We start from the raw sequence: 25,929 nt of genomic DNA on the forward strand, positions 1-25,929 counted from the left end.
TCGTACAAGACTCCCCCCCGTCCGAACCTGTCGGGCGAGAACAAACCGCATCGCCCACATCGTTCGATCTGTCACCGCCGGCCACGGACGCCCCTGCCCGCGCCGAGACCGGCTTGATAGCCGAACCTCTGCCGCCCGCCACGGCGCGGGAAAGCTCGGCCAGTGCGACCACCGCGGCCAGCCTCGCCGCCGCCGCGGGCCTCGGCGCCGAAGCCCTGCCGCTGACGTCGCTGGAGCCGATTGCCGATGAAACCTTGCCTGTGGAACCCGCGCACGGCCTGCAATCGAACGACGAGCCGGCTTCCGATACGCTGGCCACACCGCAAGAACCGGCCACCGAGCCGCAGAATCCGAGCGTCCCATTATCTGCGATTGATTTCACGCAACAAAACATCGAGCCGCGCGCGACCACGCCGTTTGGCCAGCCTTACCCCGACGTGTCGGCGGACGCAGTCCCCGAGACAACGGCGAGCGCTCCCCCGCCTGCGCCCGCCGCGCCGACCGAATTTCCGCGCGACGCGGTCGACGCGTTCAGCGGTCTCGACATGCCGTTGCCGCCGCGCATTGAAACACCCGCCGACAGCGTGCAGAGCCTCGCTTCGCTGAGCACGCAGCCGGTCGCGTCGCCCGAGACGACTGCGCAGCAAGCTCTCGCGTCGGACGATCTGGACGACGCCCCGCATATCGCTGACGAAATCGCCGCCGGCACGGCAGGCCACGGGGCCGTCGCGGGCCTCGGCGCGGCAGGCTTTGGCGCGCTGAAGCTCGACTTCGATCTCGAACTGCCGCCGAGCCCCGCGCAGCCGTTGCCGGCGTTCACGCAGGCCGATCTCGTCCGCATCGCTCGCAACAAGCTGGACCTGGCCTCCGAGTACATCGAGCTCGGCGATCTGTCCGGCGCGCGTTCGCTCATCAACGAAGTGATCGAAGCGAACGATCCGGCTACGCGCACCGAAGCCCGCGCGCTGCTCTCAACGCTGGCGCCTTTGTCGTGAAGCGGATTGCATTAGGCGTCCAGTACGACGGCGCGGCATTCGGCGGTTGGCAGTCACAACCGCACGGTAATACGGTGCAGAACGAACTCGAACGGGCGTTGCGCGAATTCGCGCAGGCGCCTGTGCATACCGTCGTGGCGGGCCGTACGGATGCTGGTGTGCATGGCCTCGGGCAAGTCGTGCATTTCGACACCGAACTCGACCGTCTCAATATTTCGTGGGTTCGCGGCCCCAACTCGTTCCTGCCGAAGACCATTGGTGTGCAGTGGGCCAGGCAGATGCCCGATGAGTTTCATGCGCGGTTTTCAGCGTTCGAGCGGACCTATTACTACGTCCTTTACGTAAGCCCGGTGCGTTCGCCGATGCTCGCGACGCGAGCCGGCTGGGTGCATGTGCCCTTGGATGTCGACGCAATGCGGGCCGGCGCGGCCCATCTGATCGGCGAACACGACTTTTCGGCGTTCCGTTCGTCGCAATGCCAATCGAAAACGCCGGTCAAGCATCTGTATCAGATCGACGTTCAACGGAACGGTAACTTCGTTCATTTCCGTTTTCGGGCGAATGCGTTCCTGCACCACATGGTGCGCAACCTGATGGGTTGCCTGATCGAGATTGGCCGCGGCCGACGCGCGCCCGAATGGATGGTCGACGTGCTTGCGAGCCGCAACCGCGATTGCGCCGCACCGACTTTCATGCCGGACGGCCTGTATCTGGCGCAAGTGGGCTATCCTGACAAATTCGCCGTGCCCGCTCCGCAAACGGGCAGCGTGCCGTGGAGTACCGTATGGACCGAGCAACCGGGAACATGAAAGTCAGCGAGAATTTGTCGAACCCCGACGCCGATGCAGGCGCCCCCGCGCAACAGCACAGCGTGCCGCATCGCACGCGCATCAAATTGTGTGGGTTGTCGAAACCGGAGGACGTCGCCCAGGCGATCGACCTCGGCGCCGACGCCATCGGCCTCGTGTTCTATCCGCCAAGCCGGCGCTCAGTGAGCATCGCGCAAGCGGTCGAACTGGTGCACGATGTGCCGCCGTTCGTATCGGTGGTCGGCCTGTTCGTCAACGCGACGCCGGATTGGGTTCGCGAAGTAGTGAGCAACGTCGGCCTCACGCTGCTGCAGTTTCACGGCGATGAGACCGCGGAGCAGTGCGAAGCGCTCGCCAGCGTTGCGGGTTTGCCTTGGTTGCGCGCGTTGCGCGTTGCGGCGGATACTCGGCCGGCCGATTTGGTAAAATCGGCTCTCAATTATTCAGCAGCCAGCGCTCTTTTGTTCGACACCCATGTCGAGGGCTACGGCGGCGGCGGGAAGGTTTTCGATTGGTCACTTATTCCAGCAGAGCTCGCGCGTCGGGCCGTTTTGAGTGGTGGGTTGAGCGCGCAAAACGTCAATGACGCGATCCATCGCGTGCGCCCCTACGCAGTCGATGTCTCGAGCGGCATCGAGGTTGTGGGCGCCAAGGGCGTGAAAGATTACGCCCGGATGGCGGCATTCGTACGCGCGGTGCGCGCAGCGGATGCCGAATGATTCAGGCCAGCGGTTCTCTCATTCCGGAGCCGCGCGCCACCCTGAGAAGAGTGATCACCATGTATAACTTGCCTGACGAAAGAGGCCATTTCGGCCAATTTGGCGGCGTGTTCGTCGCCGAAACGCTCGTCCACGCACTCGACGAGCTGCGTGAAGCGTACGAGAAATTCCAGAAAGATCCCGACTTCGTCGCCGAATACGAGCGCGAATTGAAGCATTTCGTCGGCCGTCCTTCGCCCATTTATCTTGCTCAGCGCTGGAGCCAGCTGCTCGGCGGCGCCCAGCTTTTCCTTAAGCGCGAAGATCTGAACCATACGGGTGCGCATAAGATCAATAACGTGATCGGCCAGGCACTGCTGGCCAAGCGCATGGGCAAACCGCGCGTGATCGCGGAAACCGGTGCCGGACAGCACGGCGTGGCCACCGCCACCATCGCGGCGCGCTTCGGCATGGAGTGTGTTGTCTACATGGGGGCCGAGGACGTGCGCCGTCAGGCCGCTAACGTCTATCGTATGAAGCTGCTCGGCGCGACCGTCGTGCCGGTCGAATCGGGCTCGCGCACGCTGAAAGATGCATTGAACGAAGCCATGCGCGATTGGGTGACGAACGTCGAAAGCACGTTCTATATCATCGGCACCGTGGCCGGGCCGCATCCGTACCCCATGATGGTCCGCGACTTCCAACGGGTGATCGGCGATGAATGCAAGGTCCAGATGCCCGAGCTGACCGGTCGACAGCCGGATGCCGTGATTGCATGCGTTGGCGGCGGTTCGAACGCGATGGGTATCTTTTACCCGTATATCGAAGATGCTTCCGTGCAGTTAATCGGTGTCGAGGCCGCCGGAGACGGCTTGGACACCGGCCGTCATGCGGCATCGCTGATCGGCGGTAGCCCGGGCGTTCTGCACGGTAACCGCACCTACCTGCTGCAGGACGAAAATGGACAGATCATCGAGACGCATTCGGTATCGGCAGGCTTGGACTATCCGGGTGTCGGTCCTGAGCATGCGTGGCTAAAAGACAGCAATCGTGCGCAATATGTTGGTATCACCGACGAAGAGGCGCTCAAGGCATTCCACGATTGCTGCCGCATCGAAGGCATTATTCCGGCGCTGGAATCCAGTCACGCGCTGGCGTATGCTGCCAAGCTCGCGCGGACACTGCCAAAGGACAAGATCCTTCTGGTCAACCTGTCGGGCCGCGGCGACAAGGACATGCATACGGTCGCCGAGCGATCGGGCATTCAGTTCTGAGCGCCGCGACGATGCGCGATGAGTTCGACGAGACGCAGCCGGCGATTGAAACNCCGCCACTGGCGCAGGTGCCCGCCAGCATTCAGCTCCTGAATCGCGATTTTCTGTCCGATGTGGCTAATATTCCGGACGCGTCGATCGACCTGATCGTTTGCGATCCGCCTTATGGGCTGGGCAAGGACTACGGCAACGACTCCGACATGCGCACAGGCGAGGAATTTCTCGCGTGGACGCGTGGTTGGCTCGAACTGGCCATTCCGAAGCTCAAGCCCTCGGGGTCGCTGTACATATTCTGTACATGGCAGTATTCGCCGGAAATCTTCAGCTTTGTGAAGACAAAACTCACGATGATCAACGAAATCATCTGGGACCGGCGCGTACCGAGCATGGGCGGCACTGTGCGCAGGTTTACGTCGGTACACGACAACATCGGCTTTTTCGCGGTGTCGAAGGATTATTTCTTCGATCTCGATCCCGTCCGCATCCCGTACGATGCAGTCACGAAGAAGGCGCGTTCTCGTAAGTTGTTCGAGGGCAGCAAGTGGCTCGAGCTTGGCTATAATCCAAAAGATGTGTGGTCGGTATCGCGGCTGCATCGGCAACACGCGGAACGCGTCGCCCATCCGACCCAAAAACCCTTGGAAATTGTCGAGCGGATGGTGCTGGCGAGTTGTCCGAAGGGCGGCCGTGTGCTCGACCCCTTCATGGGCAGCGGCACCACCGCAGTCGCTTGCGCCCGTCAGCAGCGCGAATTCGTCGGCTATGAGATCAATGAAAGTTACTGGGCGATAGCGCGCGAGCGTGTGAGCGCCGCCGCCTCGCCGCCCCAGCCTCGCCGGGCGAAGGCCAAAGCCAAAGCCAGAACGCAACGGCAGACCGAAGTGCAATGAGCCGCGTGCGATGAGCGCGCACTAGCCCAATCCGAGAATAATTCCATGTCCCGTATCAAGAACACGTTTGCCGCGCTGTCTGCCCAAGGTAAGAAAGGCCTGATTCCGTTCATGACGGCCGGCGACCCCGATCCGAAGCGCACGGTCGAATTCATGCATGCCCTCGCCGCCGGCGGCGCCGATGTGATCGAACTCGGTGTGCCGTTTTCCGACCCGATGGCCGACGGTCCGGTGATCCAGCAGTCGTCCGAGCGCGCATTGGCGCAAGGTGTGTCGCTGCGCCACGTGCTTGCCGACGTCAAGCGCTTCCGCGAAACCGATGACAAGACGCCGGTGGTGTTAATGGGCTACGCCAACCCGATCGAGCGGATGGGGACGGAAGCCTTCGCGAAGGCAGCAAAAGAAGCCGGTGTCGACGGCGTGTTGGTGGTCGACTATCCGCCTGAAGAGTGTGCTAACTTCGCCGAACAGATGCGATCTGCAGCAATCGATCCTATTTTCCTGCTGGCGCCGACCTCCACGGATGAGCGCATTGCGGAAGTCGGCAAGATAGCGAGCGGCTACGTCTACTATGTGTCGCTGAAAGGGGTGACCGGAGCGGCAAATCTGGACGTTTCCAGCATCGCGGGTAAAATCCCGGCGATCAAGTCGCGCGTACCCCTGCCGGTGGGCGTCGGCTTCGGTATCCGTGACGCCCAAACGGCGCGCTCGGTGGCCGAGGTGTCCGATGCCGTGGTGATCGGCAGCCGCATCGTCCAATTGCTCGAACAGGCAGCACCCGACACCGCTGCAGAAACGCTCACGCGCTTCATCGCTGAAGTGCGCGAGGCGCTCGATAGCGTCGCGACCGCCCGATAACAGTTATTTTTGTCGCTTAGTGTGAACGGCGGGTTCGTCCCGCCGTTTGCGCGACCGCTGACCCAGAAGGATTCAATATGAGCTGGCTCGATAAGCTGCTGCCGCCGAAAATCAAGCAAACCGACCCGAAGAATCGCAAGGGGATTCCAGAAGGCCTGTGGATCAAGTGCCCATCGTGCGAAGCCGTGCTGTACCGCAACGACGTCGAGGCCAATCTGCACGTTTGCCCGAAGTGCGACCATCACATGCGCATCGGCGCGCGTGAGCGGCTCGACGGTCTGCTCGATCCGGAAGGCCGCTACGAAATTGGCCAGGAAATCGTCCCGGTCGATGCACTGAAGTTCAAGGACAGCCGCAAGTACCCGGACCGCCTGAAAGAGGCGATGGACGACACCGATGAAACCGACGCAATGGTCGTCATGGGCGGCGCGATCCATACGCTGCCGTTGGTGGTCGCCTGCTTCGAGTTTTCGTTCATGGGTGGCTCGATGGGTTCGGTGGTCGGCGAGCGTTTTGCGCGCGGCGCGCAGAACGCGCTCGAACAGAAAGTGCCGTTCATCTGCTTCACCGCTTCGGGCGGCGCGCGGATGCAGGAAAGCCTGTTGTCGCTGATGCAGATGGCCAAGACCACGGCCGTGCTGACGAAGCTTGCCGAAGCGAAGCTGCCGTTCATCTCCGTGCTGACCGACCCGACCATGGGCGGTGTGTCCGCGAGTTTCGCGTTTCTAGGCGATGTAGTGATTGCCGAGCCGAAGGCGCTGATCGGCTTTGCCGGCCCTCGCGTGATCGAGCAAACCGTGCGTGAGAAGCTGCCGGAAGGCTTCCAGCGCGCCGAGTTCCTGCTGACGAAGGGTGCGGTCGACATGATCGTCGATCGCCGCAAGCTGCGCGAAGAGATCGCGCAATTGTTGGCGCTGTTGAGCCACCAACCGGCGGACGCGGTCGCTTAAGCAAAGGCCGCACGGCGTAGAACGATCGACTGCCCGCGCTATTGTGCAAACGCACCGTGCGCGGCTGACAAAATAGTCAAAAAAATAGCGCGCCGCATGAGCGATCAAGCGGCGCGCTGTCATTTCCGGGATAATCACGGTCTCGCAGCGCGGCGACGGTTGCTGTGGCTGTTCTAGCCGGTTTTCTGCGCATAAAGCGCCGGCATGCCACGCTTTCACCGCGGCGGCAAAAACCCGCGCCATTCGTATCACTGCCTAACAGATTCATTCGATGACCACATTCCCCACTCTCGACGCGTGGCTCACGCACCTTGAATCCGCGCATCCGGTCGGCATCGACATGGGTTTGGGCCGCATTTCCCAGGTACGCGACGCGATGCAGCTGTCGTTTGCCTGTCCGGTCATCACCGTCGGCGGCACGAACGGCAAGGGGTCGACGTGTGCGATCCTCGAATCCATTCTGCTGCGCGCCGGTTTCACGGTGGGGTGCCACACGTCGCCGCACCTGCTGTCGTTCAACGAGCGGGCGAGGGTGAACGGCACAATGGCCAGCGACGCGGAATTGCTGCCGCACTTCGAAGCCGTCGAAGCCGCGCGTATGAGCCTCGCCGAGCCGGTCTCGCTGACGTACTTCGAATTTACGACGCTCGCGATCATGAGCCTGTTCGCTTCGCGCGGGCTGGACGCAGTGATTTTCGAAGTGGGTCTGGGCGGCCGCCTCGACGCGGTCAATATCCTCGATACAGACTGCGCGATCATCACGAGCATCGATATCGATCACACGGATTATCTTGGCGACACGCGCGAGAAGATCGCGCTCGAAAAGGCCGGCATTTTCCGCTCAGGCAAGCCTGCGATTTGCGCGGACCCGGTACCGCCGCAATCGCTGATCGATCACGCTGAGAAGATTGGCGCCGAACTGTGGCTCTTCGGCCGCGATTTTCGCTACGAAGGCCAAGCGGGCAGCGAGCGCCAGCAGTGGAGCTACGTCGGCCCGAGCATGCGGCGTTCGGCGCTCGCGTATCCGGCGCTGCGCGGGGCGAACCAGCTGATCAACACGTCGGCGGCGCTGGCCGCTCTCGAAGCGCTGCGCGACCGTCTGCCGGTGTCGGCACAGGACATCCGGCTCGGTCTTGCCAACGTGGAACTGCCCGGACGTTTCCAGGTGCTGCCGGGCAAACCGGCCATCGTGCTTGACGTCGGCCACAATCCGCATGCGGCCGCCGTGCTGGCGCAAAACCTCGGCAACATGGGCTTTTTTCCGTACACCTACGCGGTGTTCGGCGCGATGCGCGACAAGGACATTGCTGGCATTCTGAGTCACCTGAAAGGCGAGATCGACCATTGGTGCGTGACCGATCTGCCGACCCCGCGGGCGGCGTCAGCGGACGATCTCGAGACGGCCTTGCGCGAGCAGGGTGCGGGCAAGGGCGCCGACAACAGCGTGACGCGGTACGCATCACCCGCCGAGGCTTTCCAAGACGCGCTAAAACGAGCGTCAGAGAATGATAGAATTGTGGTTTTCGGCAGCTTCTATACGGTAGCCGGCGTCATGGCCTACCGCAAATCGCAGCAACACTGAACGGGCGCCAGGCTCGAACCAAGCGATTCATGGGAATTTTCTCGTTCGGCAAGAAAGACGACGCGCCCACCCGGCGCGGCGCAAACACCAGTTCCACCCGGGCTGCCCGTGGCGAGCGTGTGGAGCGGCGAACCCGCCGTACGGAGCGCACTGTCGACGCCGACGCGATGCTGCTCGACCCTTCGCTGCCGGAAAAGCAGCGGGCGCGGCGCCGGCTGGTCGGCGCGATCGCGCTGGTCGTGGCGGCGGTGATCATCCTGCCCATGGTGCTGGACTCGCATCCCAAGCCCGTCACGGACGACATTTCCATCGACATTCCGAACCGTCCCGCGCCGAGGGTCGCTCATAAGAGCCCGGAAGACACGCAGGCCGGCGTCGCACCGGACAACCCGAGCCCTGCTGAACCGGCGCTTGCCGCTTCCAGCGTCGCGCCAGCGGCAACCTCGAAGACGGAGCAGCCCGGCACGACCAAGCCGAACTCAACCGCCAACGCCACGCCTACGGCAAAGCCGCAGGCGCCCGCACCGGCCATCGCCGCAAATACCGCCCCGGCGGCGCCAGCGAAGCCGGCGGTCCGCACGCCGGCCCCGCGCGCCGCGGCCCCGAGCGATGACGAGATAAACAACGCCGCCGCCAGTGCGGACGCGAATTCCGGCACGCCGGCGTCGCCGCCTGGCAGCCGTTTCGCGGTTCAGCTCGGCGCGTTCGCGAACGATGCCAACGCGCGCAACTGGGTAACGAAGTTGAAAGCGGCTGGCGTGCCCGCATATACCGAACATCGCAAGCAGGCAGACGGCACGACGCTGACGCTGCTGCGCGCCGGCCCATTCGCCGATCGAGCGGCGGCATCGGCCGCGATTTCGAAGGTTCGCGAGGTTGGCCTGACGTCGGGCGCGAACAACGGCGCAGCCCAGTAAGCGAGCGATGTTCACTGCCTTCGACTACGCTGTAATGGCGGTGATCGGTTTGTCGGCGTTGCGCGGCACGTGGCGCGGTTTTTTGTCGGAGATATTCGGGCTAATCGGCTGGATCGCGGCATTCTTCATTGCCTGCGAGTTTGTCGGTTACGTGGTGCCGTATATCCCGTCTCACTGGCCGGGCGGCGCATTGACCCAGTGGCTGCTGGCGTTCGCGCTGGTGGTGATCGGCGTGGTGCTGGTGACGAGCGTGGTGAGCGCGCTGCTGAGTCGCATCGTGCAGGCCACGGGCCTGGGCGGCGTGGACCGCTCGCTCGGTTTGATGTTCGGCCTCGTACGCGGGGTCATTCTGGTGCTGGTTCTGGTCGCCCTTGCAGGCTTGACCGAGCTGCCCCAACAGGAATTCTGGCGCAACGCCCTGCTGCGGCCCTACGCGGTCGAGGGCGTGCACGTAATGAAACCGCTGCTTCCCGAGCCGCTTGCTGCCTACGTCCGAGTTTGACAATCAGGCAAGTAGTTAGAGGAACCAGCAGGACTCCGGCGCAAACCGGCTGCCCTGGCGTAACAGCGCGTACCGTCGCAGAACATCGCGTACGCCCCGAAGGACGAGTCCTTTGGGCTCGCTCACGCAGGCACCGGTCGCCACGACGAATTTCGTACCTTTGAAGGACATGCCATGTGCGGCATCGTAGGCGTAGTTTCCCACTCTCCGGTCAATCAGCTGATCTATGACAGCCTGCTGCTCCTGCAGCATCGCGGTCAGGACGCCGCCGGCATCGCGACGGCGAACGGCAGCAACTTCCACATGCACAAGGCCAACGGCATGGTGCGCGACGTGTTCCGCACGCGCAACATGCGCAGCCTGCCCGGCACGACGGGCATCGGCCAGGTCCGTTACCCGACCGCCGGCTCGGCGTCGAGCGAAGAAGAAGCCCAGCCGTTCTACGTGAACGCGCCGTTCGGCATCATCCTCGCGCACAACGGCAACCTGACCAACTGGCAGCAACTGAAAGATGAGATGTTCCGCATCGATCGGCGCCATATCAACACCAATTCCGACACGGAAGTCATGCTCAACGTGCTCGCGCACGAACTGCAACTGGCTAGCTCCGGCCTGCAACTCGATCCGGCCGCGCTGTTCAACGCCGTGTCGGGCGTGCATCGCCGGGTGCGGGGTTCGTATGCGATCGTCTCCCTGATCGCCGGTTACGGACTGCTGGGCTTCCGCGACCCGTTCGGCATCCGTCCGCTGTGCCTCGGCAAGCTGGAAACGGCGGAAGGCGTCGAGTGGATGCTGGCGTCGGAATCAGTGGCGATCGAAGGTATCGGCTTCGAGTTCGTGCGCGATGTGGCACCGGGCGAAGCGATCTTCATCGACATCGACGGCAAGCTGCACTCGCAGCAATGCGCGAAGGCCCCGAGTCTGAACCCCTGCATTTTCGAGCTCGTGTATCTCGCGCGCCCGGACTCGGTGCTCGATGGTGTGCCGGTCTACAACGTGCGTCTGCGCATGGGCGATTACCTCGCCGAGAAGATCAAGCGCGAACTGCCCGACGTCGCCATCGACGTCGTGATGCCGATTCCCGATTCGTCCCGTCCGGCCGCGATGCAGGTCGCGAAGAAGCTGGGCGTCGAGTACCGTGAAGGCTTCTTCAAGAATCGTTACGTGGGCCGCACCTTCATCATGCCGGGCCAGGCGGTGCGCAAGAAGTCAGTGCGCCAGAAGCTGAACGCGATGGGCATCGAGTTCAAGGGCAAGAACGTGCTGATCGTCGACGACTCGATCGTGCGCGGCACCACCTCGCACGAGATCGTGCAGATGGCGCGCGATGCGGGCGCGAACAAGGTGATTTTCGCGTCGGCGGCGCCGCCGGTGAAATTCCCGAACGTCTACGGCATCGACATGCCAACGCGCGGTGAACTCGTCGCTCACGGTCGCACGGACGACGAAGTCGCGCGCATGATTGGCGCGGACCACCTCGTGTACCAGGACGTGGATGCACTGAAGCAGGCGGTGCGCGACATCAACCCGGCGCTACATGAGTTCGAGGCATCGTGCTTCGACGGCAACTACGTGACGGGCGACGTGACGACCGAGTATCTCGACCGCATCGAAACTGCGCGTCTCGCACCGTCGTCGCAATCGGATCGCGACGCCGCGAGCGAAGCGATCGACGGCGGCACGCCGGCGCGTTCGCAACTTCATCTGCAACTGTCGGTCGGTTGAGCGCCGTTTGCTCGACCGCTCCCGTAGCGCGGCGTGCTGCACGCCACGCTACGTGCGTGTTAGCATGTCGGCTTGCGTCGATTTGATCTCAGCTTGCGGACGCGGGGCAACCCGAAACAGCTAAAGCGACAGGTGGAAAAGCCGCACTCACCCGCCTCCGCTCCAGCTTTCCCCGCACATGAAGCCCGCTTATGCCGACGCAAAAGCGGGCTTTTTTGTTGCTGCCGTTTGGCGTCGCGCGTCGCTTTCCAGGGGAGCCGCGCCGAACGCAGCCATCGAACATTGGAACCAGAACCAACATCATGGACGACTCCCTGAACTTCGATACGCTGGCAGTCCGCTCGGGCACGGTGCGCAGCGACTTCAACGAGCATTCGGAAGCCATCTTCCTCACCTCGAGCTTCGTGTTCGCGAGTGCCGCGGACGCCGCCGAGCGCTTCAAGAACTCCGAAGACAACTACACCTACTCGCGTTTCACGAACCCGACTGTGTCGATGTTCCAGGACCGCCTCGCCGCGCTCGAAGGCGGCGAAGCGTGCATGGCGACGGCCTCGGGGATGGCCGCGATCATGTCCGTGGTGATGTCCACGCTGCAGGCGGGCGACCACCTGGTGAGCTCGCAGGCGCTATTCGGCTCGACGCTCGGCATGTTCTCGCAGATCTTCAGCAAGTTCGGCATTACGACCACCTTCGTCGATCCGACCGATCTCGACGCGTGGAAAAACGCCGTGCGCCCCGAGACGAAGATGTTCTTCCTCGAGACGCCCTCGAACCCGCTGACCGAAGTCTCCGATATCGAAGCGATCAGCAAGGTCGCGAAAGCGGCGAACGCACTGTTCGTGGTCGACAACTGCTTCTGCAGCCCGGCGTTGCAACAGCCGCTGAAGCTCGGCGCGGACGTCGTGATGCACTCGGCCACCAAATTCCTCGACGGCCAGGGCCGGGTGTTGGGCGGCGCGCTGGTCGGCTCGAAGAAATTCATCATGGAAAAAGTGTTTCCGTTCGTGCGCAGCGCAGGGCCGACGCTCTCCGCGTTCAACGCATGGGTGCTGCTCAAGGGCATGGAAACGCTGTCGCTGCGGGTTGAAAAGCAATCGGCGAACGCGCTGGAAATCGCGCGCTGGCTGGAGACGCATCCGGCCGTGAATCGCGTGTTCTATCCAGGGCTCGAATCGCATCCGCAGCATGCGCTCGCTATGCGTCAGCAGAAGTCGGGCGGCGCGATCCTGTCGTTCGAACTGAAGGGCGATACGCCGGAGCAGATGCGCGAAAACGCCTGGCGCGTGATCGACAACACGAAGATCTGCTCGATCACGGGCAACCTCGGCGATACGCGTACGACTATCACGCACCCGGCCACCACCACGCACGGCCGCGTGACGCCGGAAGCGCGCGCGGCGGCGGGCATCAGTGAAGGTTTGATCCGTCTTGCCGTGGGTCTGGAAAATGCCGCGGATATTCGCGGTGATCTGGAGCGAGGTCTGGCGGGTTGAGTTGAGTTGCGCTCGACGCAAGAGCGCCAGTTGCAGCGGCGCTTTGACCAACCGCATGAGCGCGCCGCACTGTCGGGCGGCTCGCGCAACGAAACTCAGTGGCGCAACGCGCGCCACTGACCGGGTGCCAGCCCGAAGCGCCGCGTGAATGCATGCGTGTACGCGCTCTGGTCGCCGAAGCCGATGTCCAGCGCGATATCGGTCAATGAAAGGCGCGGGTCCGCGAGCAGCGTGATCGACGTGTCGAGTCGCAGTCGTTGCAAATAGCGATGTGGCGTTTCGCCGAACGCGTCGACAAAAAGCTGGTGAAAGCGCCGCATGCCGAAACCGCAATGCGCGGCGAGATCGGCGATGCGCAATGGCTCCGACAGATGTGCGCGCAGCCAGCGATCGATCCGCGCGAAGTCAAGACCGGCGCCGGCTGCTTGCGTGCCGGCCATCGTGCCGGCGTCGGCCACCAACGCAGCGCCGAGACGCGCGGCTGCATCCCAATGGAAACGCCGGCTGTCCAGGTCGTCGCCTTGCGCGCCGCCGGTCGCGCGCGCCGCGATCCGGTGCACGACTTGTGTGAGCGTCGCGTCGACGCTCACGGCGCGTGCCCGGTCGAACAAACGTTCCGGCACGGCGAGCGAGCTAGCCGGTAAATCCAGCACCAACTGCCGGTTTTCGCCGACTCCCGCGTAATCGTGCCGTGCACCGGCCGGGATCAGCCATGCCGAGCCGGCGTTGATCTGCTGCGCGACGCCGTCGACCGCCATCACCATCGCGCCATCGAGTCCGAGCACGACCTGATGAAAGTCGTGCACGTCCGACGCTTCGATCGCGCCGTAGCGGCGCAACGAAACGCTAGGAGCGGTGACGGCGGCGTGACTCATGGCGGTGACCGGCCGACGATGCGCAACGACAAAAGCAGCGGACTGCTTAAACGCCGAGCAGTTCGACTTCGAACACGAGCGTCGCATTCGGCGGAATCACGCCGCCCGCGCCGCGCACGCCGTAGCCGAGTTGCGGCGGGATGGTCAGCTTGCGCGTGCCGCCGACCTTCATGCCTTGCACGCCTTCGTCCCAACCCTTGATGACCATGCCGCCGCCCAGTACGAAAGCGAACGGGTCGTTGCGGTCCTTGCTCGAGTCGAACTTCTGGCCGTCGGTCAGCCAGCCGGTGTAGTGCACGCTGACGGTCTTGCCTGCCACCGCTTCGGCGCCGGTGCCTTCAACGATGTCTTCGTACTTCAGGCCGGATTCGGTAGTCACAGTCGACATGTGTCGCTCCTTGGTCAAAAACGTAAAAACCGACATTGTAGGCGTCTTGACGCCGCATCGCGCAGGAATGCCGCGTGGCACGCGGATTGCGTCATACCTGACCGTCCGGCCAGGCTGGTCGAGCCGGACAGCTTGCCTATAATGGGGCTTCTTTCAATCACCCAGCATTGCCTGAGAGGGCTCGATCGTGACAACGTCTTCAACCGGGACTGCAGCGGGCGCACAGCCGGTGCCTTCCGGCTTCGCCGTATCCGAACGCACCGCGCGTCTGCGCGCCGAAACCGCGCTGTTCATGCGCGATCACGTGCTGTCGCTGGTGTCGCACGATCTGCGTGGTCCGTTGAATGCCATTCATAGCTGGGCGTACGTGCTGGAGCGCAAGCTCGATGCGAACGATCCCAACGCGCAGCGCGCCGTCGCGGGTATCCGCAGCGGCGTGGATCAGCAGGTGAAGCTGCTTGAGACGATCGTCGACGCGACGCGCGCCGAAACCAGATCGCTGGCGCTCGCCTATGCGCCGTTTCCATTGCATCCGCTGCTCGACGAAACCATAGACGAAGTCCGCATGAACCTCGCGCGTACGCGCGGCGTGGAAATCACGCTCGACTCGCAACTCTCCACCGAGCAACTGAATGGCGACCGCGAGCGCCTTGCCGCCGCATTGTGGGTGATGCTCACGTTCGCCGTCGAAGCGAGCGCGGAAGGTAGCGCTGTCACGCTGAGCACGCGGGCCGAGCCGGCCGCGTGGCATGCCACGGTCAACTACCAGACGAACGACGCCGCGTTGAACGACGCCGCGTTGCCGCACGTGCTGGAGGCATTTGCCCGCAAGCAGGCCGGCGAGCCGCGTGAGGCGAAGCGGATCGCGTGGGTGTTCGCGCTCTGCAAGCGCGTTGCGCAAGCGCACGGCGGCAGTTTCGAGCAAAGCGACGCAAGCGTTGGCGAAGCCGCCACGCTCGCGCTGCGAATACCGCTGAGCGCGACAGCGCCGAAGTGAGCGCGCGGCTCCGGCTTCTTGCATTCGATTAACTTTTCATCGAGCTTTCACCCTCTATACTGACAACTTTTGTTGCCGGAGCCTCTCGCTTTGATTCAGGTCGTCGCCCTTATCGGTGCGTTGTTTCTCGTTGCCCTCAACGGCTTTTTCGTCGCCGCTGAGTTCGGTCTGGTCAAACTGCGGCAGACGCGCGTGCAAAGCCTCGCGACACGGCACGGCCTGCGCGGACGCTTGCTCGCGAAGGTGCATGGGCGGCTCGATGCCTATCTGTCGGCGTGTCAGCTCGGCATCACGCTCGCGTCGCTCGGGCTCGGTTGGATCGGCGAGCCCGCATTCGCGGAATTGATCTCGCCGCTGCTCCATCTCGTCGGCGTCGAATCGGAGCGGATGGTCCACGGCATTTCGCTGTTCTTCGCATTTTCGTGCATTTCGTTCCTGCATATCGTGGTGGGCGAACTCGCACCGAAGTCGCTGGCCATTCGCGAGGCGGAGAAGGTGTCGCTGTGGGCGGCGATGCCGCTGTACGGCTTCTACTGGGCGATGTATCCGGCGATCTGGGTGCTCAATTCGAGCGCCAATGCGGTGCTGCGGCTCGCGGGACTCGACGCCGACCACGGCCACGATTCCCATTACTCCACTGACGAACTCAAGCTGATCCTGCGCGGCCGCCGCGCCAACGTCGCGACCGGACGCGGGTCGCCCGAGGACGCCTACAGCCAGGACGAGTGGAACACGATCGCGCATTCACTGGACTTTTCGCGCATGACTGTGTCAGACCTGATGCGGCCGGCCTATGAAATGGTCGGCTTGCGGCGGGATCTGCCGATCCGCGAAAACATGCAGCTGGTGGCGCGGCATCGCTTCAGCCGCTATCCGCTGTTCGAAGACGCGTCGGGCGAGCGCGTGGCCGGCATGATCCATTTGAAGGATCTGTTGCTCGCTCGTCAGGCAGGCAGCACGCTCGATGATCTCTCCCGCTACATGCGGCCCGTGCAATACGTGAAGCCGGATATGCCGGCGCTCGAACTGTTTCGCCGCTTCCGCAAGGGCGCGCCGCATCTGGCGCTGGTAGGCCACAAGAACGCGAAGCCGATCGGCTTTCTGACGCTCGACAATTTGCTGGGCGCACTGGTCGGTCAGATTCACGACGAGTTCCGTCAGGGCGACGCCGATTGGACCCGCATGGACGACGGCACGCTGATGGGCAAGGGCAGCTTGCCGGTGGTGTCGCTGGAGCGCGCACTGGGGATCGATATCGACGAAGGCAAGGCCGAGTCGGTGGGCGGTCTCGTGATCCAGGCGCTGAACGATCTGCCTACCGAAGGCCAGCGCGTGGAGTTCGACCGCTTCGACGTGGTGGTCAAGAAGATGAAAGGGCCGCGCATCGTGCTTGTGCGCGTCTATCCGAAGAGCTTCGACGACGAGGGCGGTTGAAGCACTGAGGCTTCAACCGCCCTCAATTCGAAGAGCAACATCAACTGCGCGGCACGCCATCTTCGACGAGCACCGCAATCGGCATCGCCGCCAACGCATCGCGCAGATACAGCAGACCGTTTTCATCGACCTTCGGCGCGGCCGGACTGAGCCAGTCGAACAACGCTCGCGCGGACAGATCGGACGGCATTTCCACCGCCGTATCCGCCCATTTCGCTGGATCGACCATCGGCAGATCGCCATCGTCGCCGAGCAGTCCGGCGGCGAGCCGGCTCGCCACGACCACTGCCCATGCGTTGCCATGCCGCCGCGCAAACGCAATCGCATTCGACGCATGCGCCCCTCGCACCACGAGCGGCAGATACGTGCTCTGACTCAGCAACTCCGGCAGATGCGCACGCAACGCGAGCACCCGTTGTATGACCGCGAGTTTTACGCGGCCATCGCGCCAGTTCGGCAGGAATTCAGATGGCGGCGTCTCGACGAGCCACGCCTCGCGTTTGGCGAAATCGACGGGTCGCCGGTTGTCTGGGTCAACGAGGCTGAAGTCCCATAACTCGGTGCCCTGATAAAGATCGGGAATCCCAGGCGATGCCAGTCGCAACACCGTTTGCTGCAAGCTATTGAGCGCGCCCGCGCGGCTGATTCGCGCGACGAACGCGGACAGTTCCTTGAGAAAACCGTCACGCCGCTGCGGCGCCAGAATGTCGAACAGAAAATCGCGGCAGCCGGCTTCGTATGCTTCGTCGGGTGCGAGCCAGTTGGTTTGCAGCTTCGCTTCACGCAGTGCCTTCAACTGCCATTGCGCGACACGCTCGGCCAGTGCCTTGACGCCCGCTTCGTCGTCCGCCTGTAGTTCCGGCGGCCAGCAGCCCACCAGCGTTTGGTACAACATCGCTTCGGCGGCTGGGCCGGGCGCCCACGCGGCGCTTGCGCCCTGGCCCGGGCCAACAGTGCTGATCGGCGTCCCGTCGAGCGCTCGCCGCTGCGGCGCATTCAACGTGGACCATGCGCGCAGGGTCGCGCCCCAATCGTCCGGGATTTCGCTCAACACCGCGAGCCGCGCGCGCACGTCTTCGCCGCGCTTGTGGTCATGCGTGGCCGTCGCGAGCAGCGCGTGCGGAAAGCGTTGCGAACGCTCGAGATTCGCCGCATGAAACTGCTCGACCGACAACGCGAATTCGCCCGGATCCGCGCCCACTTCGTTGCGTGACAGCAATCGGCCGTAGCGATAGCACGCCGTATCTTCGATCGCCTTCGCGGCGACCGGCGCGGTCAACTGCGAAAACAATGTCTGCGCAGTGCGCCGCGAGGAGTTTGCATGACTCGGCGGCACACCGTTCTGTGCTTGCTGCGGCGCTATGCCGGCCCGCGTGGGCGGCGTGTCGTCGGCGCTCCCGCCGAGCCACGCGTTAACACGCTCCAGCGCGACATGATCCGCCCGCGACAGCACCGCTCGTGCGCCGGCCAGCGCCTGCTCGAAATCGTGGTTGTCGGCGGCGCTGCGCAAGCCGTTCTGAGGATAGATGCGATACACCGGGAAATGCACGACCAGCTCGGTCAGCACGCGGCGCAACGTGGTGAAGGTGAAGTCGCGCGTCGTCAGCGAATCGCGGGCGATACGATGCAACGCCCGAGCCGCGCGGTCCAGTTCCGCCGAGAGGTTCTCCGCAAGAATCTTGCGGCGCGCGGCGAGCGCTTCGTCCGCGAAACGCGGGCTGCGGCCGGTGAGTTCGGCCCATGTCCGCGCGAGCGGTTCGGCGCCCGCCGGGTCGTGCAGGAGGGCGCCGACGTCGTTCATGAAGTCGTAGCCGGTCGTACCGTCGACGGGCCAGTCGTCGCGCAGCGGCTCGCCGCGGCCGAGAATCTTTTCGACCACCACATAGGGCGCGGTGTCGCGCAGTTCGGTGAGCCGCTGCCGCAACCGCTGGCAGTATTCGCGCGGCTCGGCGAGCCCGTCGACGTGATCGATGCGCAAACCGTCCACGAGTCGTTCCTGATACAGCCGGAAAACCAACGCATGCACGGCGTCGAACACTTCGGGCCGTTCCACCCGCACACCGGCCAGCGTCGAGATATCGAAGAAGCGCCGCCAGTTCACTTCATCGGAGGCGGTGCGCCACCATGCAAGCCGGAAGTGCTGCCGCTCGATCAGCCGATGCAAGCGGTCGCGCGTGACCGGGTCTTCGGGCGCATACGCCTGCAACACGAACTCGATGGCCGACTCGCCGTTTTGCGTGACGAACTCGCGCAGTTCGTCACGCCCTTCGGCGGCGCGCGGCTGATCGGTGGGCTGCGTCGTCAGTCCGTGGAAGCGTTCGGCGAGCGCGCTCAAATCGGCGCGGTCGGCGCTTTGCAGGATCGACGCGTAGTCGATCGGGCACACGGGAAATACGTGCGGACCGTAGCCGATATAAAAACGCCCGCTGGCGGCCGCGAAACGCAGGGCGATGCGGCCTGCCGCGAGTTCATCGCCGTAGGGCGCGCCGAGCGTGGGCAGCAGCACCTTGCCGCGCAGCGCGGGATCGGGCGAATGCCAGTCGACGTCGAAGTGCCGCGCGTAGGCGCTATGGCGGCCCCATTCGAGGATATCGAGCCACCAGGCGTTGCTCGATCCGCCCACACCCATATGGTTCGGCACCATGTCGACGATCAGCCCCATGTCGTGCGCGCGCAGCTTGTCGACGAGGCGCTTCAAGCCCGCCTCGCCGCCGCATTCGGCGCTGACCTGGGAGTAGTCGACGGTGTCGTAGCCGTGCATCGACCCCGGCTCGGCCGTCGTGATCGGCGACGCATACAGATGGCTGATGCCGAGCGCGGCGAAGTAATCGACGTGCTGCGCGGCGTCGTCGAACGTGAAGCCTCGATGGAACTGGAGGCGCAGCGTGGAGCGCGGGGCGGTCATGGCGTATCAGGCTCCGGGGGAGTGCCAGAGGCAACGGTGGAAGGACCAGGCGCGGCAGGAGCGCGCGCGCCGGCCGCGGCGCGGCGCGCGCGCTCCACCGCCAGCAGGCGATCGTCGAGGGTACCGTCGTTGAACATCTCGTCGATCGGTACGCTCATGCGGCGGCGCCAGTTCGGGTGCTCGTCGATCGAGCCGGGCAGGTTCGGCTGATCGACCAGCGCGAGCAGATCTTCGAGGGGAAACGTGACGAGCGGCCCGGGCGTCGCCGCAACGAACGCCAGCGCTTCGTCGACCGGCGCGCTGTCTGGCGGCGGCGGGCCCACCTGCGGGGCGGCCACGCCGGCTTGCTGGAACGCGCGCCACAACGCGGCGCGGTCGGCCGCGCGCTCTTCCTGGGCGGCCTGCTCGGGATCGCGGCCGTCGGCGCGCGCCATCGTCTGCCCGATCCGGTTGCGCCACGTGATGTCGCTGCCGCGCCACCAGCCGGCCACGGTCGGCAGATCGTGCGTGGTGGTGGTGCCGACCGCATTGCGATCCCACTCCTGCGGCGGCTTGAAACCGTTGCCGTCGTGTGCGCCCTCGAACCACAGCACGCGAATTCCGGCGATGCCGTGATCGTCGAGCCGCTCGCGAAAACCGGGCGGCACGGTGCCGAGATCCTCGCCGATCACGATCGCGCGATGCCGCCACGATTCGAGCGCGATCAGGCGCAGCAGGTCTTCGAGCGGATAGCGCAGATAGGCGCCGTTGCGCGCGCTCTCGCCTTCGGGCACGAGCCACAGGCGCCGCAGGCCGAGAATGTGATCGATGCGGATGCCGCCCGCGTGGGCGAACGCGGCGCGCAGCATGTCGATGAACGCGGAGAAGCCCTGGGTGCGCATCGCACGCGGCGAGAAGGTGGTGAGGCCCCACGCCTGGCCGGCCTGGTTGAACAGATCCGGCGGCGCACCGACCGAGACGCCTTGCAGCATATCGTCGCGATACGACCATGCGTGACTGCCGGCGCTGTCGCAGCCCACCGCGAGATCGGCAATGAGTCCGACGGCCATGCCCGCTTCGCGCGCCGCGTGCTGCGCGTGCGACAAACCCTTCGCGGCGAGCCATTGCAGGAACAGATGGAAATCGACCTCGTGACGGTTGGCGTCGGCGAAAGCTTCAACTTCCGGGCTGCGCGGATCGCGCAATGCTTCGGGCCAGTGGCGCCAATGTCCGTCGCCGCCTTGCGCGAGTTGCGCCGCTTGCAGCGTTTCGAACCGCGCGTGGTCTTCGAGGGCGCGTCCGGCGCGCTCGCAGAAGCCGTGGAATTCGAGCGCGCGCGGCGTGTCCTGTGCCCGGTCGTGTGCGCAGAATTGTTCGTAGAGCGCGCGCAACAGCTTCAGCTTCAGCCTGACCGCGCCCGGCCAGTCGATCAGCGGAAGACCTTCGAGCGCCGCCCAGGCGTCGCCGGCCTGCGCGGCGTCGAGCGCGGCGCGCATGGCGTGCGTGCCGAACACCGCGGCGGGGTCGATATGCGTGACGTTCAGCCACAAGCGCGACGACGGCGAATAGGGGCTGAAGCGGTTTGGCTCCGCGCTGAACATCGCGTGCGTCGGGCTCACGGCGAGCGCATGCGCGCCACGCTGCGCGCTGTCGACGGCGACACGCGCGAGCGCCGAATAGTCGCCGATGCCGCCGTCACCGTTGCGCCGCAAGCCGTACAGTTGCGCGGCGATACCCCACAGCGGCGGCGCCGGTGTGGGGTTGTCGGCATGCAGCGTGCGCCACGCGTCGTCGACGGTATAGCAGCGCGAGGGCGCGATGGCCAGCGTCACGCGTTGCTCGTTGATGACGAGTGTGTGATAGCCGGGTTCGTCGATCGGCGCGAGCAACACCACCTCGCCTTTGGGCGCGGTAAATCGGCCGTCGATGATCGAGCCGCTTTCGAGTTCGATCCGGTAATGGCTGCCCGATTTGACCGCCGCGATGTGCAGCGCGATGCCGCGCCCGACCTCGGCGGTCATCAGCGGCGGCATTTTGCGGCCCGATAGTTCGGCATCCAGAGCAGCGGTGCTGTGGCGGATTTGCGTGGCGTTGCCGCACGGCAGTCCCATCTGTTCGAGCAGCACCGCGAGGGTCTTCTCGGGCACACGCTGTGTCGTATGGTGCGCGTCCTGCCACTCGACCTCGAAACCGGCGCGGGTGGCGAGCGTGGCGATCGTGTCGCCGGGGCGTCGGGTAGTCACGCGTGGCGCTCCTGTTGACCCGCGATGCGAGCATCGTGGCCGAGGGCGTAGTCGCTCACGTCGCCGCTCAGCCATGCAACGAACGCGTGCGCCGGCAGCACGCCGGTGTCGATCTGCTCGCGCACGCGCGGTGGCGTTTCGAAAATGACCTTGCCGGCGGGGACGTGCTCGAACGCGACGTTTTCCTTCGACAGATTCAGCGCGATCGACAAGGTCTCGCCGTCGCCCAGTTTCCAGCGGGCGACCAGCGCGTTCGCATCGCCGCCATTCGCCGCACCCAGCACGCTCGCGCCGAGCGCCTTGCTGTGTTTCAGACGCGGCGTGATCAGCCTGGCGCGGACGGCGAGCGCGGATTTGTAGAAATGCATCCAGTCGAGACGGTCTTTCGCATTGGCATCGGCATCGGCATCGCTTTGCGCACGCGGCTCCGCAAGCGCAGGCGGCGCCGATGCGGCGAACGTCTTCACATCGTTCGGATCGGGAATCTGCGCGCGCCGCTTTTCATCGCTGAATGACGAGAAGCGCGCGAATTCGCGGCGACGTCCTTCGCGCACGGCGTCGGCGAGTTCACCGGTGTAATCGGTGAAGAACAGGAACGGCTGCGTCGAGCCATATTCCTCGTCCATGAACAGCAGCGGGATTTGCGGCGACAGCAGCAACAGGCCGGTGGCAGCGCGCAACGCCTCGTCCGAAGTCAGCGCGCGAAGCCGTTCGCCGAATGCGCGGTTGCCGATCTGATCGTGATTTTGCAGAAACATCACGAACGACGTGGGCGGCAAATGCCCGCTCGCTTCGCCGCGCGGTTTGCCGTCGTGAATCGGCGACGGGTCGCCCTGATAGGCGAAGCCTTCCGAGAGCACGCGCGCAAGCCGGCGGATGGGCTGATCTGCGTACGCATGGTAGTAGCCTTCCGTTTCGCCGGTCAGCAGGACGTGCAGTGTGTTGTGCGCGTCATCGTTCCATTGCGCGTCGAAATGCGTTTCCAGCAGACTCGCGCTGTTGTGCTCGTTTTCCAGCACGAGATGCACATGCCGCCCATGCTGCACCTTCGCGCGAATATGCTCGGACAGCTCGCGCAGCCACGCGTGATTGTCGATCGCGTGCACCGCGTCGAAACGCAGACCGTCGATCCGGTATTCGTTGATCCAGTAGACGGCATTGTCCGTGAAGAAATCGCTCACTTCACTGCGGCTGAAATCGATCGCCGGCCCCCACGGCGTATGCGTACCCTCGCGGAAAAACGAGCGCGCATACGCGTGCAGATAATTGCCGTCCGGGCCGAAGTGGTTGTAGACCACGTCGAGGAACACCATCAGGCCCAGACCGTGCGCGGTGTCGATCAGCGCTTTCAGTTCTTCGGGGCGGCCGTACGCGGAATCGGGCGCATAGGGCAGCACGCCGTCATAGCCCCAGTTGTGCTTGCCGGGGAAATCGTTCAACGGCATCAGTTCGATCGCGGTGACGCCGAGCGCGACGAGCGCCGGCAAGCGCTTCTGCACGCCCGCATAGCCGCCCATCGCGCCCACGTGCAGCTCATACAGCACGGTTTCTTCCCATGGCCGGCCATGCCAGTTCGTGTATTCCCAATGGTATGCGCGCGGATCGATGACTTCGCTTGGACCGTGCACGTCCAGCGGCTGAAAGCGCGAGGCGGGATCAGGCACCGCCTGTCCGCCGTCGAGCCGGAACCGGTACAGCGTGCCTGCCCCGCCCTCCACGGTGGCTTCGAACCAGCCGTTGCCGGCGGACGTCATCTCGTGCGCGCCTTGCGCCGGACCGTTTTCGATAGCGACCTGCACGCTCTTGCACGACGGCGCCCAGAAACGAAACCGCGTGCATGGCTTCGAACCCGTCGCGCCGAGCAACTGCGCGCTGAACGGCAAGCAATGCGCGTGATGATGCGCGTGAGGATCAATCGGACTTTCGGACATGATTCTTCACCATTCGAATGTGCTGTCGAACCGCGCCACGCGTGTGGCGCATGGCGTCGTGCGCGCGGAGCGCGTTTGCAAAACCGCACGTGTGACAAAGCGTGCCGTCCTGCCTGCTGTTCCTGCCGCGAGGCGGCTGCCGTCGCGTCGTTACTCCAAGGCCGGCATCACGTGCTCGGCGACGTGTCGCTGCTGGGCGCATGCGCACCCGGATCGGGCGGCAATGCCGTCAGGAGCCGCGGCCCATGTAGCGCCCCGGCTTTCCAGCCAGCCTGCCAATCCGCCTCGCCGACCGGTTGCGCCGCCAGCATCACGAGCCCGTGCGCGGCCACCTCGACCTCGGTCGCCGCCAGCCGATGCGGCGCACTGTCAGGCTCGGCAGTATCTAGCAGCACGTGCCATTCCAGATGAGGAGCGGGCGGCTGAAACCGCAGTGTTTCCTCGTGCGCGTTGAGCATCATCAACAATACTTCGGTTTCGCCATTCAAACCTGGTCCCGCGCGACGTAACGTGAACGCACGGCCTTCGGGGTCCTGCCACGCTTCGATGGTAAGCGGATCGCCGTGCTCGTCGAACCAGCCGACATCGAACAGGCCCGGCAACACTTCGCGGTCGCCGAACAGAAACCGCGTTTCGCGTAGCAGCGGATGATGCTTGCGCAGCGCGATCACGCGCGCGACGAAGTCGGTCATCTGGCGGCCGTCTGCCGACGCCGCGCGTTCCCAGTCGAGCCATGATATTTCGTTATCCTGGCAGTACGCATTGTTGTTGCCGTTCTGCGTGCGCAGCGATTCGTCGCCGGCCAGCACCATCGGCGTGCCGAGCGCCATCAGCAACGTGGCGATCAGCGAGCGCGCCACGCGTTTGCGCATGTCGAGAATCGCGGGGTCGTCGGTCGGCCCCTCCGCGCCCCAGTTGCGGCTGCAATTCTCGTTGTGGCCATCGTTGTTGTCTTCGCGATTCGCTTCGTTGTGCTTCTGCTCGTAGGCGGTCACATCCGCCAGCGTGAAGCCGTCGTGCGACGTGACGAAGTTGATCGACGCCCACGGCTTCCTGAAGCGCCGGTTGAAGAGGTCGGCCGAACCGGTCAGACGCGCGGCGAGATCGGGGCGCAAGCCAGCGTCGCCGCGCCAGAAACGGCGCACGGTGTCGCGAAAACGATCGTTCCATTCGCCGAAGCCCGGCGGATGGTTGCCGAGCTGATAGCCGCCGGGGCCGATGTCCCACGGCTCGGAAATCAGCTTGCGCTGCGACAGGATCGGGTCCTGGCGCAACGCGTCGAAAAATCCCGAGCCGGGATCGAAGCCGTGCTGCTCGCGCCCGAGCGTCACGCCGAGATCAAAGCGGAAGCCGTCGATATTGAATGCCGTCGACCAGTAGCGCAGCGAGTCCATCACCATCTGCAGCACGCGCGGATGCGGCAGGTTCATCGTGTTGCCGCAACCGGTGTCGTTGATATGGTGGCGCTCGTCGCCGGGAATCAGGCGGTAGTAGCTGGCATTGTCGAGGCCGCGCCACGATACGGTCGGGCCCATCTCGTTGCCTTCGCAGGTATGGTTGTAGACCACGTCGAGAATCACCTCGATGCCGGCCGCGTGCAATTGACGCACGGCAATGCGCATTTCGTCGAGCCGGTGCGTGCTCAGATACGACGGCTCCGGCGCGAAGAACGCGGCGCTGTTGTAACCCCAGTAGTTACGCAGTCCGCGCTCCACGAGGAAGCGATCGTTGAGAAACGCGTGGACCGGCAGCAGTTCGACCGCGGTCACGCCGAGCTTCAGCAGATGCTCGATAAATTCCGGCGACGCCAGCGCCGCGAACGTGCCGCGTTCGTGCTGACGCAAATCGGCGCGCAGCATCGACGCGCCGCGCACGTGCGTTTCGTAGATGATGGTTTCGCCCCACGGCACGTTCGGTCGCTTGTCGTGCGACCAGTCGAACGCCTCGTCGATCACGACGCATTTCGGCATGGCCGGCGCCGAATCGCGCCGGTCGATGGAAAGGTCGGCGCGATTCGAGTGCACGCGATAACTGAACAGCGCATCCGACCAGCGAAACTGCCCGACCAGTTTGCGCGCATACGGATCGAGCAGCAGCTTGTGCGGGTTGAAGCGATGTCCATGGTGCGGCTGATACGGTCCATGCGCACGAAAGCCGTAAGCGGTGCCGGGATGCGCATTCGGCAGATAGCCGTGCCAGACCTCGTCGGTGCATTCGGGCAGGGTGAAACGACGGATTTCCTTGCGGCCGGTGGGGTCGAACAGGCAGAGCTCGATTTTTTGCGCATTCGCCGAGAACACTGCAAAGTTGACGCCGAGGCCATCCCAACTCGCGCCGAGCGGATACGGCGAGCCGGGCAGAAGCCGGTCGGGCATTGCATGCGACATGATTCCCCTTTCTCTGTTCTGATTTATGAACGCCAGCCTGGGTCTTCATGCAACGGGCGCGCGGCGCAAGCGGGTGCAGCACCCACGCACGCCGCGC

The 25,929-nt window shown here is 64.4% G+C and carries 20 protein-coding genes; 14 read left to right on the forward strand and 6 right to left on the reverse strand.

The window, feature by feature from the left end; genetic code table 11:
* The first annotated feature begins 113 nt into the window (after window positions 1-113).
* The 12 genes from CIC12_RS25325 (at window position 114) to CIC12_RS25380 (ending at window position 12,693) form a co-directional block, all read left to right on the forward strand.
* Window positions 114-995, forward strand: coding sequence for a FimV/HubP family polar landmark protein (locus tag CIC12_RS25325; protein ID WP_446728038.1), 882 nt, complete (start codon window positions 114-116; stop codon window positions 993-995).
* Window positions 992-1,804 carry a tRNA pseudouridine(38-40) synthase TruA gene (gene truA / locus CIC12_RS25330; RefSeq protein ID WP_168668121.1) on the forward strand — a complete coding sequence of 271 codons (813 nt, stop codon included), beginning with the start codon at window positions 992-994 and terminating at the stop codon, window positions 1,802-1,804. Before CIC12_RS25325 ends, truA begins: the two co-directional genes overlap by 4 nt.
* A complete protein-coding gene (locus CIC12_RS25335) occupies window positions 1,801-2,523 on the forward strand; it encodes a phosphoribosylanthranilate isomerase (RefSeq protein WP_168668155.1) in 723 nt (240 codons plus the stop codon). The genes truA and CIC12_RS25335 overlap by 4 nt, the downstream gene beginning before the upstream one ends.
* A gap of 59 nt (window positions 2,524-2,582) precedes the next feature.
* Complete coding sequence (gene trpB / locus CIC12_RS25340) at window positions 2,583-3,776, forward strand: tryptophan synthase subunit beta (protein ID WP_168668157.1); 1,194 nt, start codon at window positions 2,583-2,585, stop codon at window positions 3,774-3,776.
* Between the two features lie 11 nt (window positions 3,777-3,787).
* The gene (locus tag CIC12_RS25345; protein ID WP_168668123.1) at window positions 3,788-4,666 is read left to right on the forward strand and encodes a DNA-methyltransferase; all 879 of its coding nucleotides are present in this window, start codon (window positions 3,788-3,790) and stop codon (window positions 4,664-4,666) included.
* 45 nt (window positions 4,667-4,711) lie between these two features.
* The gene (gene trpA, locus CIC12_RS25350) at window positions 4,712-5,524 is read left to right on the forward strand and encodes a tryptophan synthase subunit alpha (RefSeq protein ID WP_168668125.1); all 813 of its coding nucleotides are present in this window, start codon (window positions 4,712-4,714) and stop codon (window positions 5,522-5,524) included.
* A 77-nt stretch (window positions 5,525-5,601) separates the two neighbouring features.
* Window positions 5,602-6,474: an acetyl-CoA carboxylase, carboxyltransferase subunit beta gene (gene accD, locus CIC12_RS25355; RefSeq protein ID WP_168668126.1), complete on the forward strand. Its 873-nt coding sequence runs from the start codon at window positions 5,602-5,604 to the stop codon at window positions 6,472-6,474.
* Between the two features lie 271 nt (window positions 6,475-6,745).
* Entirely contained in the window at window positions 6,746-8,056 is a 1,311-nt protein-coding gene (folC, locus tag CIC12_RS25360) for a bifunctional tetrahydrofolate synthase/dihydrofolate synthase (protein ID WP_168668127.1), read from the forward strand.
* 29 nt (window positions 8,057-8,085) lie between these two features.
* Complete coding sequence (locus tag CIC12_RS25365) at window positions 8,086-8,973, forward strand: SPOR domain-containing protein (RefSeq protein WP_168668128.1); 888 nt, start codon at window positions 8,086-8,088, stop codon at window positions 8,971-8,973.
* A gap of 7 nt (window positions 8,974-8,980) precedes the next feature.
* Complete coding sequence (locus CIC12_RS25370; RefSeq protein ID WP_168668129.1) at window positions 8,981-9,475, forward strand: CvpA family protein; 495 nt, start codon at window positions 8,981-8,983, stop codon at window positions 9,473-9,475.
* Window positions 9,476-9,649: 174 nt separating this feature from the next.
* Window positions 9,650-11,200 (forward strand): amidophosphoribosyltransferase, encoded by a 1,551-nt coding sequence (gene purF, locus CIC12_RS25375; RefSeq protein ID WP_168668130.1) that lies wholly within the window; start codon window positions 9,650-9,652, stop codon window positions 11,198-11,200.
* A gap of 302 nt (window positions 11,201-11,502) precedes the next feature.
* On the forward strand, window positions 11,503-12,693 hold the full coding sequence (locus CIC12_RS25380) for an O-succinylhomoserine sulfhydrylase (protein ID WP_168668131.1): 1,191 nt from the start codon (window positions 11,503-11,505) through the stop codon (window positions 12,691-12,693).
* A gap of 95 nt (window positions 12,694-12,788) precedes the next feature.
* Here the strand turns inward: CIC12_RS25380 and CIC12_RS25385 are convergent, their stop codons facing one another.
* Both CIC12_RS25385 and CIC12_RS25390 read right to left on the reverse strand, forming a co-directional pair.
* Window positions 12,789-13,568: an AraC family transcriptional regulator gene (locus CIC12_RS25385; protein ID WP_168668132.1), complete on the reverse strand. Its 780-nt coding sequence runs from the start codon at window positions 13,566-13,568 to the stop codon at window positions 12,789-12,791.
* Window positions 13,569-13,614: 46 nt separating this feature from the next.
* Window positions 13,615-13,956 (reverse strand): FKBP-type peptidyl-prolyl cis-trans isomerase, encoded by a 342-nt coding sequence (locus tag CIC12_RS25390; RefSeq protein WP_027803023.1) that lies wholly within the window; start codon window positions 13,954-13,956, stop codon window positions 13,615-13,617.
* A gap of 187 nt (window positions 13,957-14,143) precedes the next feature.
* On the opposite strand from CIC12_RS25390, the gene CIC12_RS25395 reads away from it, so the two are divergent.
* Both CIC12_RS25395 and CIC12_RS25400 read left to right on the forward strand, forming a co-directional pair.
* Complete coding sequence (locus CIC12_RS25395; protein WP_168668133.1) at window positions 14,144-14,953, forward strand: histidine kinase dimerization/phospho-acceptor domain-containing protein; 810 nt, start codon at window positions 14,144-14,146, stop codon at window positions 14,951-14,953.
* Window positions 14,954-15,043: 90 nt separating this feature from the next.
* Window positions 15,044-16,387 carry a hemolysin family protein gene (locus CIC12_RS25400; RefSeq protein ID WP_168668134.1) on the forward strand — a complete coding sequence of 448 codons (1,344 nt, stop codon included), beginning with the start codon at window positions 15,044-15,046 and terminating at the stop codon, window positions 16,385-16,387.
* A 40-nt stretch (window positions 16,388-16,427) separates the two neighbouring features.
* Here CIC12_RS25400 and treY read toward each other — a convergent pair whose 3' ends face one another.
* The 4 genes from treY to glgX all read right to left on the reverse strand — a co-directional run bounded on the left by treY (window position 16,428) and on the right by glgX (window position 25,832).
* A complete protein-coding gene (gene treY / locus CIC12_RS25405) occupies window positions 16,428-19,292 on the reverse strand; it encodes a malto-oligosyltrehalose synthase (RefSeq protein WP_168668135.1) in 2,865 nt (954 codons plus the stop codon).
* Window positions 19,289-21,514, reverse strand: a complete 2,226-nt coding sequence (gene malQ / locus CIC12_RS25410; protein ID WP_342030568.1) for a 4-alpha-glucanotransferase — start codon at window positions 21,512-21,514, stop codon at window positions 19,289-19,291. The genes treY and malQ overlap by 4 nt, the downstream gene beginning before the upstream one ends.
* Window positions 21,511-23,445, reverse strand: coding sequence for a malto-oligosyltrehalose trehalohydrolase (gene treZ / locus CIC12_RS25415; RefSeq protein ID WP_168668137.1), 1,935 nt, complete (start codon window positions 23,443-23,445; stop codon window positions 21,511-21,513). Before treZ ends, malQ begins: the two co-directional genes overlap by 4 nt.
* 167 nt (window positions 23,446-23,612) lie before the next feature.
* The gene (gene glgX / locus CIC12_RS25420) at window positions 23,613-25,832 is read right to left on the reverse strand and encodes a glycogen debranching protein GlgX (RefSeq protein ID WP_168668138.1); all 2,220 of its coding nucleotides are present in this window, start codon (window positions 25,830-25,832) and stop codon (window positions 23,613-23,615) included.
* Window positions 25,833-25,929: the final 97 nt, after the last annotated feature.

It is taken from the genome of Paraburkholderia sp. SG-MS1, from assembly GCF_012275575.1.
Lineage (GTDB): Bacteria > Pseudomonadota > Gammaproteobacteria > Burkholderiales > Burkholderiaceae > Paraburkholderia.